Origin of the sequence: Scytonema sp. PRP1, from assembly GCF_036697665.2 — a bacterium.
Taxonomy (GTDB): domain Bacteria; phylum Cyanobacteriota; class Cyanobacteriia; order Cyanobacteriales; family Nostocaceae; genus Kalymmatonema; species Kalymmatonema gypsitolerans.
This window is the reverse complement of the sequence record NZ_JBAHYJ020000140.1, coordinates 1-17997: the sequence shown is the minus strand read 5'-3', so window position 1 is coordinate 17997 and position 17997 is coordinate 1. Positions and strand designations below refer to the sequence as shown.

Genomic DNA, 17997 nt, shown 5'->3' with positions numbered 1-17997 from the left:
CCGGGCACCCCTCCCCTTACCAAGGCTATCCATTACCGGGATCTTTCTTAACATTTCAGCAAAAGCAGGCGGGAGTAGGGCTGTAAAGGAAGGCTCGAGTTGGAGGAGTTGACATGGAGAAGTAGATGTGTATCGAACAGAAACATTGCAGTAGGCGATCGTTAGCAATAAAGTTGGCTCGAACCATCATCCGTCGGGTTGTAAAACTTGGCTCCAGTTGGAGGAGTTGAAATGAAGAGATCTGATGTGTCTGGAACGGAAACATTGATGTAGGCGATCATTAACAACAAAGTTGGCTCCATCTACACCTGCGTACAAGAATGAACTCGCTTGTTGGAAGTGAGTTCATTTTTACATGGTGTCGTGCCACTAAAATTGGTATCCTAAGAAGTTGCACCTAGGTGAAAAACCGGATTTCAAGCCAACTACTCAACCTAAAAACCCTAATCTCTCATTGAGAAACCCGGTTTTCTAGGTCTTGTTGAGAATGGTGCAAGATATGAATATTACAAGTTTTTACCGTTTTACGTTCCAGATCACGGATTGACTTTTGCAGAACAATTGCTGTGGAGCAATTTCCAAGTGGCAGCGATATCATGTAATCGTCTTATACCAATTCTCTATGAAGTTGCACTTAATAAAGCAGAGGTGATGTAATCCCATCAACAAATCGATGCGATCGCTTCGGCAGAAATAGAATCAAGAACCTGTTTTAGCTTATGTCTTAATTGATCTAATATGATGTCCGCCAAATCACCCATAATTAAGCAGCCAGTTCAGACCACCAATAAAAATTGGTTAAACCACGAACAAAATCAGGCTGGTTAATGATTTGGCGACAACGTTTAATTAACGCCTCCTCAACCTCATCAAGACTTTCAAAATCCCGATTCGCGATTGGTTCATACGGTCTGTGTCCATAAACGCTCTGCGGGCTGTAATTCTGGGGAGTGAGAAGGCAAAAATTCCAAATGTATACCCTGTGGTACTTCTACTTGGTCGCTAGTATGCCACCCTGCTCGGTCAACAACCAAGATAACCTGCTTATGAGTGCCAATATCAAAGTGCCGAGCAAAATCTGCAAGCACTCTGTTAAATAATTGGATGTTAACGTAAGGTAGTATCCACCAATATGTTTGCCCAGACTGTGGGTGAACAAACCCATAAAGCCACAACCATTTAAAACGCCAATTAACATTTGCCGTCGGTACTGTCCATTCATCAACCCAAATACGTCGAATTACTGGTTTCAAGCCAACTCGATGCTCGTCCATTGCCCATATTTCTACGTCCGATTCTGGATGTTGTTGGCTGATTTGTTCGACTTTGGTCGCCAAATTTTTTTTTCCACTCCGCCTGTTCCTCTGGGCTTGAGTGTGTATGTTCTGGTCGGGGAACTCGAAGGCGAAAGCGCATTTGCTTGAGATACTCCCACCCCCTTTGGCGACCGACTGGCCGACCTATTAACTCAGCAATCCAATCAGCAACTTTTCTGCCATTCCACTGTCCTCCCTCTATTGGTGGCTCTTGTAGTGCTTGCCAAAGCAATGCCTGCTGTACATCATCTAAAAGCGGTTCGCTACTTCCTTGATTTGAGCTACGTTGGTCTCCTAAGGTTTCTGGTCCGAAGCGGTTGTATCCCCAAACCAACTCATAAATCCAACTCCGACTATAGCCTGTGGCTGCTACTACTTCTTCAGTTGGTGTACCTTTGGCTAACAACCAAATTATCTGGTAATGTGTTCGCTTTATCGGCTCTTTGGCTTGTCGGTAACCTCTTTCCAGTTCTTCTTGGCTCAGATGTGGCTCGATTGTTACTCGTCTTGGCATTGCGATCGCACTCAAATGCATCCTTATTTATATTATGGGCGATTTGGCGGACATCATATTACAACAACAAGTCGAAGCTTGGGAAATTAACCGCAATCAACAACAAGCTACTGTTAATTGGCGCTTCAACACTAACGATGCACGAGTTAAACTCAACAGTCTTTATCCTACTCCCTGCCTGTCATAATTTCTGTGGTGGACTACTAGTTCCAACACCAGAAGAAGAGGCTGAGTCTGAACGTCAACAGAAAGAATTAGCACTAAGTCGAGCAGAAAGATTGGCTGCTAAATTGCGAGAGTTAAACATTGATCCAGATACAATTTAGATCATTTCCAATTAACCCTGTTTTTGTAAAATTAACCAATTAAATTTGCACAGTAACAATTGAACCCTGCGGCTGATTATCTTCTATTGTGATAGTGCCACCGTGAGCTTCAGCTACCATTTTACAGAATGTGAGTCTTAGCCCAATTTGAGAAGCTCCACTGATTAAGCTTCCCGGCTCATACTGGTCAAGAATGGATTGTTGTAGGTGTTTGCTAATACCAATTCCTTCATCGATAACGCTAATGACTGCTTGCCTGGGAGATTCGGTTGCATTTGGATAATTAATGTGAAATGTAATATTGCTTCCCGAAGGAGAAGACTCAATAGCATTGGTCAGGAGATTATCTAGCAAGCGATGGAAGAGGTTAGCATCAATAGAAATCCAGCGACGCTGCTTTGGTAATTCGCTTTTGAGTTGTATCTGTTTGAAGTTGGCGATCGCCCTTTGGGCGGTTCCCTCCGGGAGCATCGCCGCTTGTGGCGCTGTAGTCTGCGCGATCGCCTGAAAATTCGCCAGTACTACCTCTGCCAATTCATTGAGATCTACTTCAACTCGATTCAGCAGGAGCTTACCCGACTCCATCTTCGCCAATCGTAATAAACCGTTGATAATGGCATCAACCTCTAGCCCAGCTGCATGAACCATTTCCGCGCGTTCCCGGTCTTTTGGCTCTAGGTTACTTTGCAGTAGTAAGTGACTCCCCAATAGCATAGTAGACATTGGTTGTCGCAAATCTTCCACTACCAGCTTGGATAGGTCATGGCGTAGATTTATTGTGGCTTGTAGTGCATCATACTGTTGCTTAATCCGTAGCATAGAACGGACACGGGCACGTAATTCTAGTCCATTTACGGGTTTGGTGAGAAAATCATCTGCTCCAGATTCCAAAGCGCGTGCTAAATCTTCCTTGGAATCTAGCGCAGTCACTATAATAATAGGAATTGGTTTCCAGTTAGGATTTGCCTTGATACGGCTACAAGTTTCAATGCCATCCATTTCTGGCATCATCACATCTAACAAGATCACATCAGGACGACTTGTGTCCAAACGGTTTAGAGCTTCTTTGCCACTGCTAAAGTAATTCAAGTGATATCCTTCGCGGCGCAGAAGCAACTCAATCACCTCAAATCCGTTCGGCTCATCGTCAACTACCCACACACATTGTTTGCGTTCCATTCCTGTCACCTTTAGCAATATTAAGAATTAATAAATATTTTGTTGTTTAGAGAGATTTTTGGTTATAGCAGCTATGAGTTCTTTCAAACTGACTGGTTTTGGTATATAGTCATCCACTCCAGATGCAATGACTTGTTCGCGATCTGTTGCCATAACAAACGAAGTCAAGGCAATAATGGGAATGCGAGCTGTTTGGGCATCTAGCCGTAGAAGGCGTGTTGCTTCTAACCCATCCATTTCTGGCATCTGCACATCCATCAAAATTAAATCAGGTCGTTGTCTTTTTGCCATCTCTACTGCCTCTCGTCCATTCTTAGCTAGTAAAATCCGATATCCATGCGCTTGTAGATATTGAGTCATGGTAAAAACGTTTGCTTCATTATCTTCTGCAAGCAGCAGAAGGGGAGAAGAAGGCGCTTTGGGAGTATTTTCTTCTCCTGCTTCCCTGCTTTCTTGCTCCTCTGCTTCCCCTGCTTCCACCACTTCTCCTACTTCTTTCCACGGAAGTGTCATTGTAAATCGACTACCTAACCCTACTTCACTTTCAACGCTGACGGTGCCGTTATGCAGTTCCACGATTCGCCGAATGAGTGACAATCCCAGCCCTGTTCCCGCAAAGCGACGGGTGTAAGAGGTTTCTAACTGGACAAAAGGTTGGAATAAGTTGGGTATTTTTTCAGGAGCAATGCCAATACCAGTATCCACTACAGTAAAATGAATAAGTTCGGCGGTTGGGTCTGTTTGGACTTCGATCCACACTTTGCCGCCATCTGGTGTAAACTTTACAGCATTGCTTAGCAAATTGATCAGTGCTTGTCGTATGCGCCGCTCATCGACCTGAATGAGTTTTATTCCTTCTGGTACTTGTGAACTTAGTTGAATCTTTTTCTTGAATGCTATCTGTTTGACAAAACTGAGGCTGTAGTCACACAATCCCTGAACTGATGTTAAACCCAGTTGCAGTTCCATCTTGCCTGCTTCAATTTTGGCAAGGTCGAGGATGTCATTGATCAGTTCCAGTAAGTGCTTACCGCTTTTTTCCAAGGTGGTTAAGGATTTGCGCTGTTCTTCAGTCACCGGTCCGCATACTTCATCACTCAGGGCTTCTGTAATCCCTAAAATGGCATTGAGGGGAGTCCGCAGTTCATGACTCATATTTGCTAAAAAGCTACTTTTAGCACGGTTTGCAACTTCAGCAGCTTCTTTTGCCTCACGTAAAGCGGCTTCGGTCATCTTGCGCTCGTATACTTCCAAAGTCAGCGCCACAAAGTCAGCAATTGACCCAACAAAGTTTTGTTCGGTCAGTTCCCACTCACGGGGTTGGGTTCCAACCTGTTCGTGAAACACCATTCCAACCACTTCACCCCCAATTATAATGGGGGCATCAATCAGGGATATTATGTTCTGTGGTTCTAACAGTTCATCCCATAATTCCTGTACCCGTGGGTCGGTACGAGTGTCAGTAACAGCGATAGTACGGGCAGTTGCTATTGCTTGAAAGTATACCGGATGGTCTGCCGCGTTGCGTTCCATTCCATCTGAGTGTCTCTGGATACTACGTTCGTAGAAGTTTGCACATTGTAACTTGCTAAGATCGCTGTTATAGAGCCACACGCTAACTCGCTCCACTTCTAAAGCATTCGCTGCTTTCTCTGTGATCACCTTGAATGCTGTTTCTAAATCTCCATCTGCAATTGCTCTATGATTTGCCAGTTCTGCCAACACTAAACTATACTGACGCAGTCGCTGCTCATTCTTTATGCGCTCTTGTACTTCTTCCTGTAACTCTTGAGTTCGCAGTTCAACTCGCTGTTCTAACTCGTCATTAGCGGTTGCTAGGGCGGCGAAAGATGCGCGTAATTGCTGTCCCATTTGATTGAAAGACTCAGTCAGCACCTCTAGTTCATTGATACCCTGTACTGTTACCGTTGGGATTGGTTCCCCATTGCCAAAATCTGCGTTTGTTGCTCTAAGTGCTAACTCTTTGGCAGCAGAACTTAAGTGGTGAATTGGTTGAGCTATCCTACGAGCAGTGAAAATTCCTAGCAATGTAGCTAGTCCAAAAGCTCCCAGACAAAGCAAGATTGTTATTTGATTGTTGCGATCAATCTGCTCCATGAAATCTTTTTCTGGAACAATCACCGCAATGAGCCAATCTACACCTAGGTTACTCTGCAAGGGTCTAATATCTAAAAACTGCTGTTCGTTTTCTAATCGAAATTTGAGTTGCTGTAAATTCTTTATCCGGCTAAAATTACCAAACTTACTGATTAAATGTTGAGCCGTTGCTTGAGTTAAAGAATCCTCACTTTCGGTTGCGGGGATCTGTATGACCTTACCATCTTTCACCTCGAATGGCTCACCAGGTGTAGAGTTTGCCACCAAACGTCCCGAACGATCTAGAATGAGAACTTGCCCTGATTTACCTACACGGATTGAATCTAAGAATTTATCAACTTTGTCTAGGGCAATTAATGTACTAGTCACTCCCAACAATTGATTTTGCTTGTTATATATTGGTTGTGATGCACCAATGAGAAGTGTTGGTTCGGCGATATCTGCAAAAATTTCACTGAAGCTGAATTTTCTATTCTTAAGTGCAACTTGATAGAAAGGACGCGATCGCGCATCATACTTTTTAAACACGTTGAGAAGTCGAATCTGTTTTCCGTTTTTATAATCAACTTCGTAAGTTGCTAAATCGTAACCAGTAGATTTTCCCGCTTTTCTCAACAAAAACTTGGTTTCATTAACCCTCTCTAGCGCTAAGAACTCACGCTGCTCATTTGCAACAGCAAGAATCATAGTCATTGGGTCAAATAATTCTAACTGCTGTACCATGTATGGTTCCCAATCTGAGAGATTCTGCATATTCAGCAGCCCAAAGTCAATGGTATTCTGATTGCTGCGAGTCACTTGACTTGGCGTTGACAAATAAGTTTGTAATTTTTGCTCTACTCGATTGGCTACTTCACGACGCAGTTCGCCAGCTACATCATTGACTGCCTTCTGCCCATTACGAATCGATAGCCAAGCAGTCAATCCCATAGCTAGTAAGATTTGTAGCAGAAACGCTCCCACTAGAACGCGACTGAGGGGCGCGCCTTTTAGCAGAAGAGAAAGCCAACTTTGCAAAGGATTTTGGAGCATCTACTTGAAAACGGGGAGTAGGGAGTGGGAAGTCTCTAGTAACGGATTATTTATATCGCACTATACTATCAATTTGGGTAGCCGTTAGTTTTCAACTGCGCCCAATGCTTTGAGCGTTGCTTGTTGAGCTTTCGATAGACCAGTAACACCCGTAATGTTCGTTCCTTCATAAGGTCTATCGGCTCTTATTATCTTCAGACACTCTCCAGTATTGATGTCCCACAGCTTAATTGTTTCATCTGCACTGCTGCTAGCCAAGATATTACCTTGAGGGTTAAAGCTGATAGATAACACCTGACTGGTATGTCCTTGTAAAGTCTTGAGGCATTGTCCAGTCCTTACCGCCCAAAGTTTCACGGTTTCGTCTGCACTCGCACTCGCAAGGGTTTGTCCGTCAGGACTGAAACTAACTGACATAACTTGATTGGTATGCCCTTGCAGAATTTTGAGACACTGCCCGGTCTCCACATCCCATAATCTCACGGTTTGATCGGCACTGCCACTGGCAAGAATGCCCCCAACGCCCCTAACCAGGGAAGGAAAGGAGGGAATCGGACTAAAAGCGGCACATAAAACCCAGTAACTATGTCCTCGCAAAGTTTGAAAGCATTGCCCAGTATTAACAGCCCAAAGTTTCACAGTTTGGTCTGCACTGCTACTGGCGATCGCTTGATTATCTGGACTCAAGCATACTGAGAAAACGCGATCGTCATGTTCTTGCAGAACCTTCAGGCATTGTCCTGTCTCGAGATCCCAAAGTCTCACCGTACAATCTGCACTGCCACTGGCTAAGATTCCTCCTGTGCTTCCCCAAGTCTTGGGGCTAAAGGCGACTGAGAAAACTTTTTCTGTGTGTCCCTGTAAAGTTCTTAGACATTGCCCTGTTTCTACATCCCACAACTTGATAGTTTGGTCAGCGCTACCACTTGCTAAAATTTTCCTTTCCTCGTGAATTTCGTGAAATGCCAACGCACAAACTTGATTTGTGTGTCCTTGCAAAACTTTCAGGCATTGCCCTGTTTCCGTATCCCATAACCTTACCAAATGGTCATTACTACCACTGGCGAGAACACTCTCCTCTTGATTAAGATGGGGGAAACCAAAACATACTGAAGGTATCTGGTTAGTATATCCTTGCAATGTTTTAAGACACTGACCTGTTTCAGTATCCCACAGTTTGACCGCTCGGTCGTCTCCTCCACTGGCAAGAACTGAACCATCAGGACTAAATTCAAGGGTTCGCACCCAATTCGTATGTCCTTGCAAAACTTTGATACACTGCCCGGTTGCAATATCCCACAGCTTAATTATGCAATCCGCGCCACCACTGGCAACAACTAATGCATCTGGGCTAAAGGCGATAGATAAAACTTGACTGGTATGTCCTTGCAATGTTTCAAGATACTGCCCTGTTTTAATATCCCATAACTTCACACAGCGATCTGCACTGCCAGTGGCTAAAATTTCCCCATTTTTTAGTGTGGAGGATGGAGAAAAAGCCATGCACTGTACTCGTTCGGTATGCCCGTACAAGGTGAGAAGACATTCCCCTGTTTTGGTGTCCCAAAGCCTGATAAATTCATCACTACTTACCGTCGCCAAGATACTACCATCTAAACTGACAGCAACACAATGTATTTGACTGATATTCTCTTGCAAAGTTGTTAGACATTGCCCCGTGTCTACATCCCAAAGGTTCACTGTATTATCTCTTGCCTGACTAATTAGGATTTGACCATTGGGAGCAAAACAGACAGATAAAACTTGGCTAGTATACTGTTGTAATGTTCTTAAGGTTTGCCCGGTATTTACATCCCAAAACTTAACTGTTTGGTCTTGGCTTCTACTTATAAGAATTTGACTATTGGGATGGAACTTAATTGATTTTATCTGAGCTGTGTGTCCTTTTAAAGTTAGTAGTAACTGACCGTCTGTTGCTTGCCATAAATAAACTTCGCCCTTATCATCCCCAGTTGCCAGAATTTCTCCGTTTAGGCTAAAGGCGATCGCCAATACGTTGCCAAAGATTTGTGTAAAAACAGATTTGCTTAAATCGGCATGAGCAAAATTAACTTGATGTAGACTGACTCCTTGAAGGTTAGCTTGCCAAATCGACAATTGAGAAAAATCCAAGCCGCTTAAATCACTTTTGAATTGGGAAAGCAAGTTTAAAACATTTCCACCTAAATATCCCGATTCATCAGACGCTTGTTGACGCTGATAAGAAAGCATTTGAATCAACTGCACCTCAATAGCTTTTTTAGTTCCCAATTTGCGTAGCAGTTCGGCAAGTACAGGATTGACAATTAATCTACTTTGTGCATCTCGGATGTAATCTTTTGCGGTGGCTTTGAGAAGAGCGTGAGTTTGAATCAGGGAATGGGGATTTGAAGAAGTGGGAAAACTTTCTGTCTTGGTATCTCCTATTCGCCACTCGCCAATTTCTTCACAAAACAGGTCTACCAATCGTTCAGTGACATACTCCATAATGACAGGTTGCATCGTCTTTTTTTGAAAGCTCTGCTCAATTAGAGAGCGTCTGAGTAAAGATTCCAGAGCTTCTAGAAGTTGATGCTTGAGTAACTTGGGATAAATGTCATCTTCGAGTTCCACGAGTGAAACTCCTTCACGATTGATCGCTAGCCAGTAGATGACGCCTTTTTCTATGTGCGTTAAGCGTTCAAATTGTTGGTCTAGCAGTAGGCGAATGCTATTGAAACTAGAAATACCCGCTTCTAGAAACGCAGTTACATCACCGCTAAACAATTCCTGAATTGTTGTTGCAACAATTTTGAGTGCTAGGGGATTTCCACTATACCGTGAAATCAATTGCTGAGTTTCTTGTTCGGATACACAAAGCCCTTTGAGGGTCAATAATTCTTGAGCTTCCGTTAGCCCTGCTAATTGCAGTGTTCTTACAGGAAGCGCTTCTCCAGCCTGCATGGCGATCGCATTGGGTTTTTCTCGGCTTGTCAGCAGCAAACAACTTCGATGTGGAACTTCACCTATGTTGCGAAGCAATTCGCCATAACCCTTGTAATCTGTTTGGAACGTCCCTGCATAAGTACCGCTTTGCATTAACGTTTCTAAATTGTCCAGCACAATCAAGCAGCGATGCTCTCGCAAGTATTCCATCAGTTTGGATAGCTTACCACCCGTTGTTTCTGGTAACTGAGCAGCTTGTTGAGGTGATAAGAACTTAAGCAAATCCTCCAACAGATTTGTTAAGGGGGGAGCATGACGCAGACTTCGCCAGATGACAAATTCAAATTGGTCTTGTAGCTGCTCAGCTAGCTTAGTAACCAGTGTCGTTTTGCCAATTCCACCACTTCCGAACAGCGCTACCAATCGACAATGTTCTTGAACAATCCATTGCTGTAGCGTAGCAAGTTCTTGGGAGCGACCGCAGAAGAAAGATACATCGATAGCTTCACCCCAATCGGTGAGGGGAAGGGGAGATGGGGGAGAGGGGGAGTGGGAGAGGGCGGAAGTTGTCCTTGTCCTTGTGGCGACCTATCTTCTTGTTCTGATACCTCTTGGCTCGTGATCCTGACATTCAAACTTTGTCTTGCGCCCGTATAGTCCTCAAGCTCCATTTGCAATCCCACAGCCTTAAAAACCATGGCTATTGAATCTTTATCAACTCCCTGTCCCCGCAAAATTTTCCGAATTGTTGCTGGGTGCAAACCTTGACCTTCAAGCTGAGAACGGCGAACAAACTCTTGAACAGGATAGCGTTCAATCTCTAGCTGACGCATCCTGTTCTCTAACTTGGTTTGTCCTTTAGGACTGAGTACAACACCTCGACTTCGTTGTCCTACGGCTAAATCCATTATCTTAACTTGGTCTGGTTAAATGTCAATATATCACTTAAAACCCGGCATCCTGCCACCATTATCGCCACTCAGTTGTTCTGCTTCTACACGAATAATGTCGCTGCGTGTAATAATTCCTACTAGTTTTCTTCCTTCTGTCACTGGTAAACAGTTAAGGTCATTACGGTTAAGCAGATACAGTACATATGCCAGCGTATCTGCTGGATGCACCGTTACTGGTTCAGGAGTCATAATCTCACTGATAGGAGTATCCCCGCCTAAGGGGAGTGAGGAAATATTCCCCACATCCTTTGAAGTGACGATGCCTATGACTTGACCGTTTTCTATAACTGGGAAGTTACAATGTATCGAATGGGAAAATGTTTGTAATGCTTCCGCAACGCTTATATTGCTAGATAAAGTTTCTACTTGTCGTTGCATGACATTTGCTGCACTTAATTGTGCTAGAAATCCCTCTGTTGTTGGTTCTTTTTGTATATGAATGCCATTCCATTCTAAGAGACGGTCGTAAAGTGAACCAGGTGCTACTTTTTCACCCACCAAATAAGCTACAACCGAACCAATCATCAGTGGTAGAACTAAATTAAAGTCTGCTGTCATTTCAAAAACAATGACGATCGCTGTCACTGGGACTCTAACTGCAGCACTAAAAAATGTACCCATTCCTGCAAGTGCATAAGTTGTTGGGGTCGTAATTCCTAATAAACTATGTTCGCAAATTCCAACTAAATAACCAAGAGATGCTCCTAACAATAAAGACGGAGCAAATAACCCTCCGGGCGCTCCCGAACCGTATGCAATCACCGTGAGGAGAAACTGAGCGATAAAGGCAACAATTGTCACAGGAGCACTGAGTTCACCAGCCGTTAGTATTTCTCGTAATCCTGTACTGTCACGGAAAGGAATAGGCAAAAATGCGATCGCTAAACCGCAAATTAACCCAGCAAATCCCACCCTCACAGGTAACCCAAAGCGTGACCAACGGCGGTTGAAGGACAAAGAAGCGATAATTCCTTGATTAAACAGTGCGCCTAGCAATCCCGCCAAAACTCCCAAAACCAAATAAAAAGGAATTTCTTGGGGCGAGAAGTTAGTTTGCAATGCACTCAACTCCGTGGTAAAGCCATGTCCTCCCAACCATAGTGAAACGACAGCACCAATGAAAGATGCAAGTATTGCCGTTCCTAAAGTTAAGCTAGAGACATCCTGAAGAAGTTCTTCTACAACGAAGAGGACGCCTGCGATGGGGGCATTGAAAGCAGCCGCTAACCCAGCCCCAGCACCCGCAGCAATCATTTGTCGGCGGTAATCTGGCGAAGTCGGAAAGATGCGACTGAGTTGATTTGCTAATGCCCCTCCCACTTGCACTGTTGGACCTTCCCGACCTAATGGCAAACCGGAACCTATTGCTAAAATGCCACCCAATAACTTGATTAGGGCTACCCGTAAATTGAGTGCCATTGGGACTTTGGCTAGTACAGCCTTAACTTGTGGAATACCGCTACCATAAGCTTCAGGAGCCACTTGTTGCACAAGCCAACCTGCTAGGAATCCGCCGCCTAAACCTATAATTGGTAGCACCAACCAAGCTGGTAACAGGTGAGTTGTATGGACGCGCCATCCGCCTAACGTCCCCACCCCTGTTTTTAACAACACTGCGGCTAGCGCCGATACTAAACCAATGAGACAAGCTTGAAAAATTGCTAAAGGTTTAGGTTGTAAAATTTGTCGGGTAAACCTGAGCCAAAGAACTTTAGTCCTAAGCGACTTTTTTTTAGCAATCACTGTTATAGAGTTGCCTAGTACAAGGGACTTCTATAGTTTGTAATGCTTTTCAAGTTTTTAACACTCAAGATAGACCAGTTAAGCCTAAGTTAAGCTGAGTAGAAAACTACTCCCCACACCCGACTCCTATATTTCAAACGGGTAACTGTGCTTCACGCACTCGCTTGTTGAGCAATCTTATGCTTGTATACGCGACAAGTAGACTTAATACCTCTAGGATAAAAAATTCAATAAACGTAGCTCTTCCTATGCTGTTAAATATATCCCACAACGCGTGGAGTAATACTGCTGTCAAAAAAGCCTTTACCACTTGCCAGTTAAATACTGTATGTCCTGCTTTGGCTCGTTCTCTCCACAGCACAGCACAGATAAGCCCCGTCCAAGCTGCGTGTCCGGCTGGAGAGAGCAATCCACGAGCAAGCAAAACTCCGTCAAGAACAACTAAATTTCCCTTTGATTCCAGAAGAGAGACAAAACTGTAACCCATTGTCTCAAGTGCGGCAAAACCCATACCGGAAGCGGTACCAAGGAGTATTCCGGTTGCCAAAGAGCGGTGACGCCCCTGTAAGTAGTATGCTAAAGGAAAAATTAACTTAGCGCTTTCTTCAATCAGTCCAACACCAAGCATGGGCAAAAAACCTAACGCTTTGAGCACATCGTACTCTAGGTTCCCTGCAACAACGGTGCCTACAACCCCACCCCAAAGAAAACAAATCGCCATTGGGGGTAACGAGCCTTCCCAATTGGGGAAATTTTCATATAAGTACGTTATAAAAGTTACAGGTACAAGAAATGAACCTAGCAAGATGACACTAGGTATGAAGTTGGGGTTATTAGTTGTAATGACAGCCTTCTCAACAACATACAGCAGAACGAGTCCACTGATAAATATCTGAAACCATCTGCGTCTGATAAAACCCATATATAAATCGCCTTTGTTAGCGCTCTCTGTAGCTCAAATAATTTATAAGACTATTGATGACATCGTTATTATGATATTGAATCTATAGTTAGGTAAAGGCAAGATAAGCTAGAAAACCTGCAACTTAGCAGAAAATGCGCTAAAAACTCAATAGAAAGAGTATTTTTTTATACTTTAGGTGAATTGCCATGTTATTTTGCTGCTTAAGTTGTCAATCTGGGGTGGTCACAACTTGAGAAACAGTTAACACTGATAACAGTTGCAATTTGTCTTTATTCACATCTTGCACTACTTGCAATAAACGTAAGGTGGACATTACCTACAACGCTCTTATTTAGCTTTTGAGACTGAAGCGATGGCAATGCACCCTACAAAAATAGCGTTATTCAGAATGGTAAGTCCAATGTTAAGTGTTGTGTTGAACTTCATTTTTACTGGATTTGACAAAGTATTCGATTTGTTGACTGCTGTTAACCCAGCAATTCGTGCTCCTATTGCAGTGAGTTTAGGAGCAATTCCAGGGGCATTGAGTCGTTAGTACCTCACTATATTATCAGCCCAATGGTGTGGGACTGGTTTCCCTTACGGCACTTTCTCAATCAACCTTACAGGAGCATTGGTCATGGGTTTTTTCGTGACTTGGACTTTAGAAAAAACCATTACCTCTGCAGACTTGCGTTTACTAATTGCAGTGGGCTTTTTAGGTTCATACACAACTTTCTCAACTTACTCTCTGGATACTACGACTCTTCTACGAACGGGGAATTATGGAATAGCACTATTTTACTGGATGAGTAGCGCAGCCTTAGGTGTTCTTTGTGTAGAAGTCGGAAGCTTTTTAGCAAGGAAATTATCATGACAGCTTGGAGTCCTGACAAGCAATTAACCGCATTCCTCTCATTTGTTGCATCTAGCCATGAATTTGAGCTTCCTCAAACAAAAACTAAATCTTCCTGCATTCCAATCAAGAAATTATCAACTGTATTTCTTGGGACAGGGGCTTTCATTAATGGGTACTTGGATGACTCAAGTAGCGACTGTTTGGGTTGTGTATCACCTGACGAAATCTGCCCTCATGCTGGGGTTAGTAGGTTTTGTGACTCAAATTCCCAATTTTATATTGGTGCCTTTTGGCGGTGTACTTGTAGATCGCTGGAATCACCACCGCACCCTACTAGTCACTCAGACGCTATCAATGCTTGAGTCTTTTGCGCTTGCTGTTTTGACTTTGACTGGAACTCTTAATATTTGGCATCTGATAGGGTTAGGTTTTTTTCAGGGATTGGTTAACGCTGTTGACGCCCCTACACGTCAGGCTTTTGTTCCAGAAATAGTGGAAGGCAAAAAACACTTAGTCAATGCGATCGCCCTCAACTCCTCAATGGTCAACGGAGCAAAACTTGTGGGTCCAGCGCTTGGTGGAGTCATACTTGCAAGCATTGGGGCAGGGTATTGCTTTTTGATCGACGGTTTTAGCTATTTTGCAGTTTTAATTGCGTTGTTGGCAATGCAGCTTAAACCTCCAACAACAACCCGCATAATTTCACCACTCAAGCTTGCTCATATCTGGCAAAACTTGAAAGAAGGGTTTGTTTACGCTTTTAATTTTCCTATTATTCGTTCGATACTACTGTTAACAGCGCTAGTTAGCTTTATGGGAATAAACTACGCGGTGATTCTGCCTATCTTTGCTGCCGAAATTCTACATGGAAGTGCCCATACTTTAGGTATTCTAATGGCATCAACCGGAGTAGGAGCACTATTAGCAGCAATTAGCCTCAGCCAGCGTCATGGCGTTCGTGGGCTGGGTCGGATTATTGCGATCGCCACCATTCTCGTCGGTGTAAGCATGGTTGTATTTTCCCTATCGAGAGCATTATGGCTTTCTGCATTACTGCTAGTTTTCATTGGCTTTGGCACATTGCTGCAAACTGCTTCTAGTAATACCATCCTTCAAACCTTAATCGAAGATGGCAAAAGAGGTCGAGTGATGAGTTTGTATCTCGTAGCATTCTTAGGAATGATGCCCTTTGGCAATCTATTTAAAGGTAGCCTTATCAGTCTCATTGGTGCTTCCGAAACAGTGGCGTTTAGTGGTGGCGTTTGCATTCTGGGAGGAATCCTTTTTGCTCAACAACTTCCCAAACTCCGACAACAAGTCTTAGCAACCCATCCTCAACTAATATCTCTTGATGAGAAATAAAGCTTCCTCGTAAATACCAGACAAATCTTCCCAAGTTCTTAACTTTTTCTTTTTACAGTCAAGCTAAAAGCACAAAGGAATTGAAGGTTATGACTAATTTAAACTATGATTCCCAAAATGATTCTCAGGAAATCGATAACTTTAATTTAAACTCAAACCCACAACCTGATAAAATGCATCATTCCACGTGGAAAAAACCCGTTACTTATTTGGGATGTATGCTAGTTGGCGCAGGTATCGCAGCGATCGCTATGCGCCCACTATCAAATAATTCGTTGCTACCTCAACCATTTGTTTCCGCGCAAGCAGCAAAAGCAACTCAACCATCTACCAATCCAGCCACATCTGATAATTTGAACTTTATCACCACAGCAGTGAATCAGACAGGACCTGCTGTCGTGAGAATTGATTCCACTCAAACGGTAAAAAATCCTCAGGCTAGTGTTTTTAACGACCCATTATTTCAGCAATTCTTCGGATCTGAATTTCCCAAAGTGCCATCCAACGAAACCGTTCATGGAATTGGTTCGGGCTTCATTATTAATTCTAATGGTGAGATTATAACTAATGCTCATGTGGTACATGGAGTTAAAACCGTTACAGTTACTCTCAAGGATGGACGTACTTTTAAGGGTAAAGTTATGGGTAGTGACCCAGTAACAGATGTTGCTGTTGTGAAAATTTCAGCTAATAATTTGCCAACAGTATCGTTGGGTAATTCGGAACAACTTCAACCAGGACAATGGGTGATTGCGATCGGTAATCCTCTTGGTTTAGATAATACTGTCACCCAAGGTATTGTCAGTGCTACAGGTCGTTCTAGCTCTCAGGTGGGAATGCAAGATGAGCGAGTCAATTACATCCAAACTGATGCAGCAATTAATCCTGGTAATTCTGGCGGTCCATTATTAAACACGAATGGTCAAGTTATCGGGATGAATACTGCAATTATCAAAGATACCCAAGGTTTGGGTTTTGCAATTCCTATTAATACAGCCAAGGCAATTGCTAATCAAATCATCGCTACAGGTAAAGTCGAGCATCCTTATTTGGGTATTCAAATGTTAACGTTGACACCAGAGGTCAAACAAGAACTTAACAGCGACCCCAACTCTCCAATTAATGTCAATGAGTCTCAAGGTATCTTAGTTGTCAAAGTTATACCTTCTTCACCTGCGGCTCGTGGAGGACTTCGTGCTGGTGATGTGATTGAAAAGGCAAATAACGAAGCTGTTGATAACTCGAATGAGTTGCAACAAATTGTAGATAGTACTTCCATAGGTAGTAATTTGCAATTGCAAATTCATAGGCAAGGAAAAACTATTAATATCAGTCTCCAAGCAGGGATATTACCTACAACCAATGATAGCCAAGACTAGAGATAGTAGAAGTAAAAGCTAAAGGTGTACTACAAGCAAATTTACCAAATACAAGATAACTTTATCAAAAGTGTTAGTTATGCCACATCGAACTCAACAATCTGGCAATAAATTGTTATCTTTCCGTTTTAACACAATGATAGTAGCAATTATTGGAGCTGCTGTAGTAGTGGGAATTTTGATCGGGGTTAGCGTAAATACTGTTGTTAATTCCAGTCCAGACAATGTCGCTAGTAGCACCTATATTGACGCTTCTGCTCCAGATGCTGATGTCTGCGTGCAGTATGGAGCAAGCGCCATTGTCACAGATGCTCGTGTCTTTGTTACCCTAAATCCCTTTAGGGTCTATGTCTCCCAAGCGCGTATGCAACCAGGGTGTGTTTTGCGTACAAGTGATTGGTCAATTCTGCAACAAAAAAACCTAGTGACATCCCAACAAGTCAGTACTTGTAAAAACAGCTTGAATACTTTTGCCTACACGGGCAAATTAGAAAATTCCCCACAGATTTCTTGCGTCTATCCAAATGATGCTGCTGGAAACCTCTTTGCTTCTCAAGCTGGTTCTGCTACAAAAACGCAGTAATGGATTGTCAATTTTATATATGTTTTATTGTTTTTAGGTCTGAATATTATGTCTACACTTCACGAGCCGAAATCAAAGCAATTTCAATCAGAAAATATTTGGTTTGACACTATCAAAACGATAAGTGTAAGTTTAATTATCGCCTTAGGAATTCGTAGCTTTGTCACTGAAGCACGTTATGTACCTTCTGGTTCTATGGAGCCAACTATTCAACCAGGCGATCATTTAATTATAGATAAAATTAGCTATGATTTTACTTCTCCTCAACGAGGTGACATCGTTGTCTTTAATCCGACAAAAACGCTACAAGAAGACAATTTTCATGACGCTTTTATTAAACGTGTTATTGGCTTACCTGGGGATAAGGTTGAGGTGAAGAATGGACAAGTTTACATTAATGGTTTACCTATAAAAGAAAACTATATTGAAGCTAAACCAGATTATAACTGGGGTCCGGTGATTGTCCCTGCAAATTCTTATCTGGTTCTTGGAGACAATCGGAATGATAGCTTTGATAGTCACTATTGGGGCTTTGTTCCCCGTAATAAAATCATTGGTCGGGCAATTTTATTTTTCTGGCCTTTAAACCGAATTAGAGAAATACAAAGACCTGTTTATGTTTTCAATTCCATAAATAGTAGCAAAAAGTGAAGTCATAATTTGTTTATGCTAATAATATTTTTATTATTGATTTTTTATTAATTAGTTTTCTCCTTTTTTCTGTAGGGCTGATTTTGGGTTACTTTTTGCAATTTTTGAAATTGTAGGAAACAAATTTTCTTAAGTAAGTTGGTGGGAATAAAC

12 protein-coding genes and 3 pseudogenes are annotated in these 17997 nt (G+C 42.8%); 7 read left to right on the top strand and 8 right to left on the bottom strand.

What is annotated here, in order from left to right; translation table 11 throughout:
• Positions 1-161 precede the first annotated feature (161 nt).
• Together V5G28_RS36525 and V5G28_RS36520 are read right to left on the bottom strand one after the other, a co-directional pair.
• Positions 162-302 (bottom strand): hypothetical protein, encoded by a 141-nt coding sequence (locus tag V5G28_RS36525; RefSeq protein WP_332996577.1) that lies wholly within the window; start codon positions 300-302, stop codon positions 162-164.
• A gap of 461 nt (positions 303-763) precedes the next feature.
• Positions 764-1830 (bottom strand): annotated as a pseudogene (locus V5G28_RS36520) (IS630 family transposase).
• Positions 1831-2027: 197 nt separating this feature from the next.
• On the opposite strand from V5G28_RS36520, the pseudogene V5G28_RS36515 reads away from it, so the two are divergent.
• A pseudogene (locus V5G28_RS36515) lies at positions 2028-2156 on the top strand (Uma2 family endonuclease); the annotation flags it as partial.
• A gap of 39 nt (positions 2157-2195) precedes the next feature.
• Here the strand turns inward: V5G28_RS36515 and V5G28_RS36510 are convergent.
• The 6 genes and pseudogenes from V5G28_RS36510 to V5G28_RS36485 all read right to left on the bottom strand — a co-directional run bounded on the left by V5G28_RS36510 (position 2196) and on the right by V5G28_RS36485 (position 13028).
• Entirely contained in the window at positions 2196-3335 is a 1140-nt protein-coding gene (locus tag V5G28_RS36510) for a hybrid sensor histidine kinase/response regulator (RefSeq protein WP_332996575.1), read from the bottom strand.
• Positions 3336-3362: 27 nt separating this feature from the next.
• A complete protein-coding gene (locus V5G28_RS36505; protein ID WP_332996573.1) occupies positions 3363-6485 on the bottom strand; it encodes an ATP-binding protein in 3123 nt (1040 codons plus the stop codon).
• 84 nt (positions 6486-6569) lie between these two features.
• Positions 6570-9854, bottom strand: a complete 3285-nt coding sequence (locus V5G28_RS36500) for an NB-ARC domain-containing protein (protein ID WP_332996580.1) — start codon at positions 9852-9854, stop codon at positions 6570-6572.
• Complete coding sequence (locus V5G28_RS36495; RefSeq protein WP_332996571.1) at positions 9827-10318, bottom strand: hypothetical protein; 492 nt, start codon at positions 10316-10318, stop codon at positions 9827-9829. The genes V5G28_RS36500 and V5G28_RS36495 overlap by 28 nt, the downstream gene beginning before the upstream one ends.
• Positions 10319-10378: 60 nt before the next feature.
• Positions 10379-12103: pseudogene (locus V5G28_RS36490) on the bottom strand (chloride channel protein); the annotation flags it as partial.
• A 136-nt stretch (positions 12104-12239) separates the two neighbouring features.
• Positions 12240-13028 (bottom strand): PrsW family intramembrane metalloprotease, encoded by a 789-nt coding sequence (locus V5G28_RS36485; RefSeq protein ID WP_332996569.1) that lies wholly within the window; start codon positions 13026-13028, stop codon positions 12240-12242.
• Between the two features lie 391 nt (positions 13029-13419).
• Here V5G28_RS36485 and V5G28_RS36480 point away from each other — a divergent pair, with 391 nt between their 5' ends.
• From V5G28_RS36480 to lepB, 6 genes are all read left to right on the top strand, one after another.
• Positions 13420-13566 (top strand): hypothetical protein, encoded by a 147-nt coding sequence (locus V5G28_RS36480; protein WP_332996567.1) that lies wholly within the window; start codon positions 13420-13422, stop codon positions 13564-13566.
• Between the two features lie 9 nt (positions 13567-13575).
• Positions 13576-13887, top strand: a complete 312-nt coding sequence (gene crcB, locus V5G28_RS36475) for a fluoride efflux transporter CrcB (RefSeq protein ID WP_332996579.1) — start codon at positions 13576-13578, stop codon at positions 13885-13887.
• Between the two features lie 57 nt (positions 13888-13944).
• Entirely contained in the window at positions 13945-15231 is a 1287-nt protein-coding gene (locus V5G28_RS36470; protein ID WP_332996565.1) for an MFS transporter, read from the top strand.
• Between the two features lie 89 nt (positions 15232-15320).
• Positions 15321-16610 (top strand): HhoA/HhoB/HtrA family serine endopeptidase, encoded by a 1290-nt coding sequence (locus tag V5G28_RS36465; protein ID WP_332996563.1) that lies wholly within the window; start codon positions 15321-15323, stop codon positions 16608-16610.
• A 79-nt stretch (positions 16611-16689) separates the two neighbouring features.
• Entirely contained in the window at positions 16690-17193 is a 504-nt protein-coding gene (locus V5G28_RS36460) for a DUF3172 domain-containing protein (RefSeq protein WP_332996561.1), read from the top strand.
• A gap of 48 nt (positions 17194-17241) precedes the next feature.
• On the top strand, positions 17242-17844 hold the full coding sequence (lepB, locus tag V5G28_RS36455) for a signal peptidase I (RefSeq protein WP_332996559.1): 603 nt from the start codon (positions 17242-17244) through the stop codon (positions 17842-17844).
• Positions 17845-17997: the final 153 nt, after the last annotated feature.

Bases quoted from the DNA above. Each gene is read 5' to 3' on its own strand.
- V5G28_RS36525 (WP_332996577.1), bottom strand. From the start codon at position 302: ATGGAGCCAACTTTGTTGTTAATGATCGCCTACATCAATGTTTCCGTT.
- V5G28_RS36510 (WP_332996575.1), bottom strand. From the start codon at position 3,335: ATGGAACGCAAACAATGTGTGTGGGTAGTTGACGATGAGCCGAACGGA.
- V5G28_RS36505 (WP_332996573.1), bottom strand. From the start codon at position 6,485: ATGCTCCAAAATCCTTTGCAAAGTTGGCTTTCTCTTCTGCTAAAAGGC.
- V5G28_RS36495 (WP_332996571.1), bottom strand. From the start codon at position 10,318: ATGGATTTAGCCGTAGGACAACGAAGTCGAGGTGTTGTACTCAGTCCT.
- V5G28_RS36485 (WP_332996569.1), bottom strand. From the start codon at position 13,028: ATGGGTTTTATCAGACGCAGATGGTTTCAGATATTTATCAGTGGACTC.
- V5G28_RS36480 (WP_332996567.1), top strand. From the start codon at position 13,420: ATGGTAAGTCCAATGTTAAGTGTTGTGTTGAACTTCATTTTTACTGGA.
- V5G28_RS36470 (WP_332996565.1), top strand. From the start codon at position 13,945: ATGAATTTGAGCTTCCTCAAACAAAAACTAAATCTTCCTGCATTCCAA.
- V5G28_RS36465 (WP_332996563.1), top strand. From the start codon at position 15,321: ATGACTAATTTAAACTATGATTCCCAAAATGATTCTCAGGAAATCGAT.
- V5G28_RS36460 (WP_332996561.1), top strand. From the start codon at position 16,690: ATGCCACATCGAACTCAACAATCTGGCAATAAATTGTTATCTTTCCGT.
- lepB (WP_332996559.1), top strand. From the start codon at position 17,242: ATGTCTACACTTCACGAGCCGAAATCAAAGCAATTTCAATCAGAAAAT.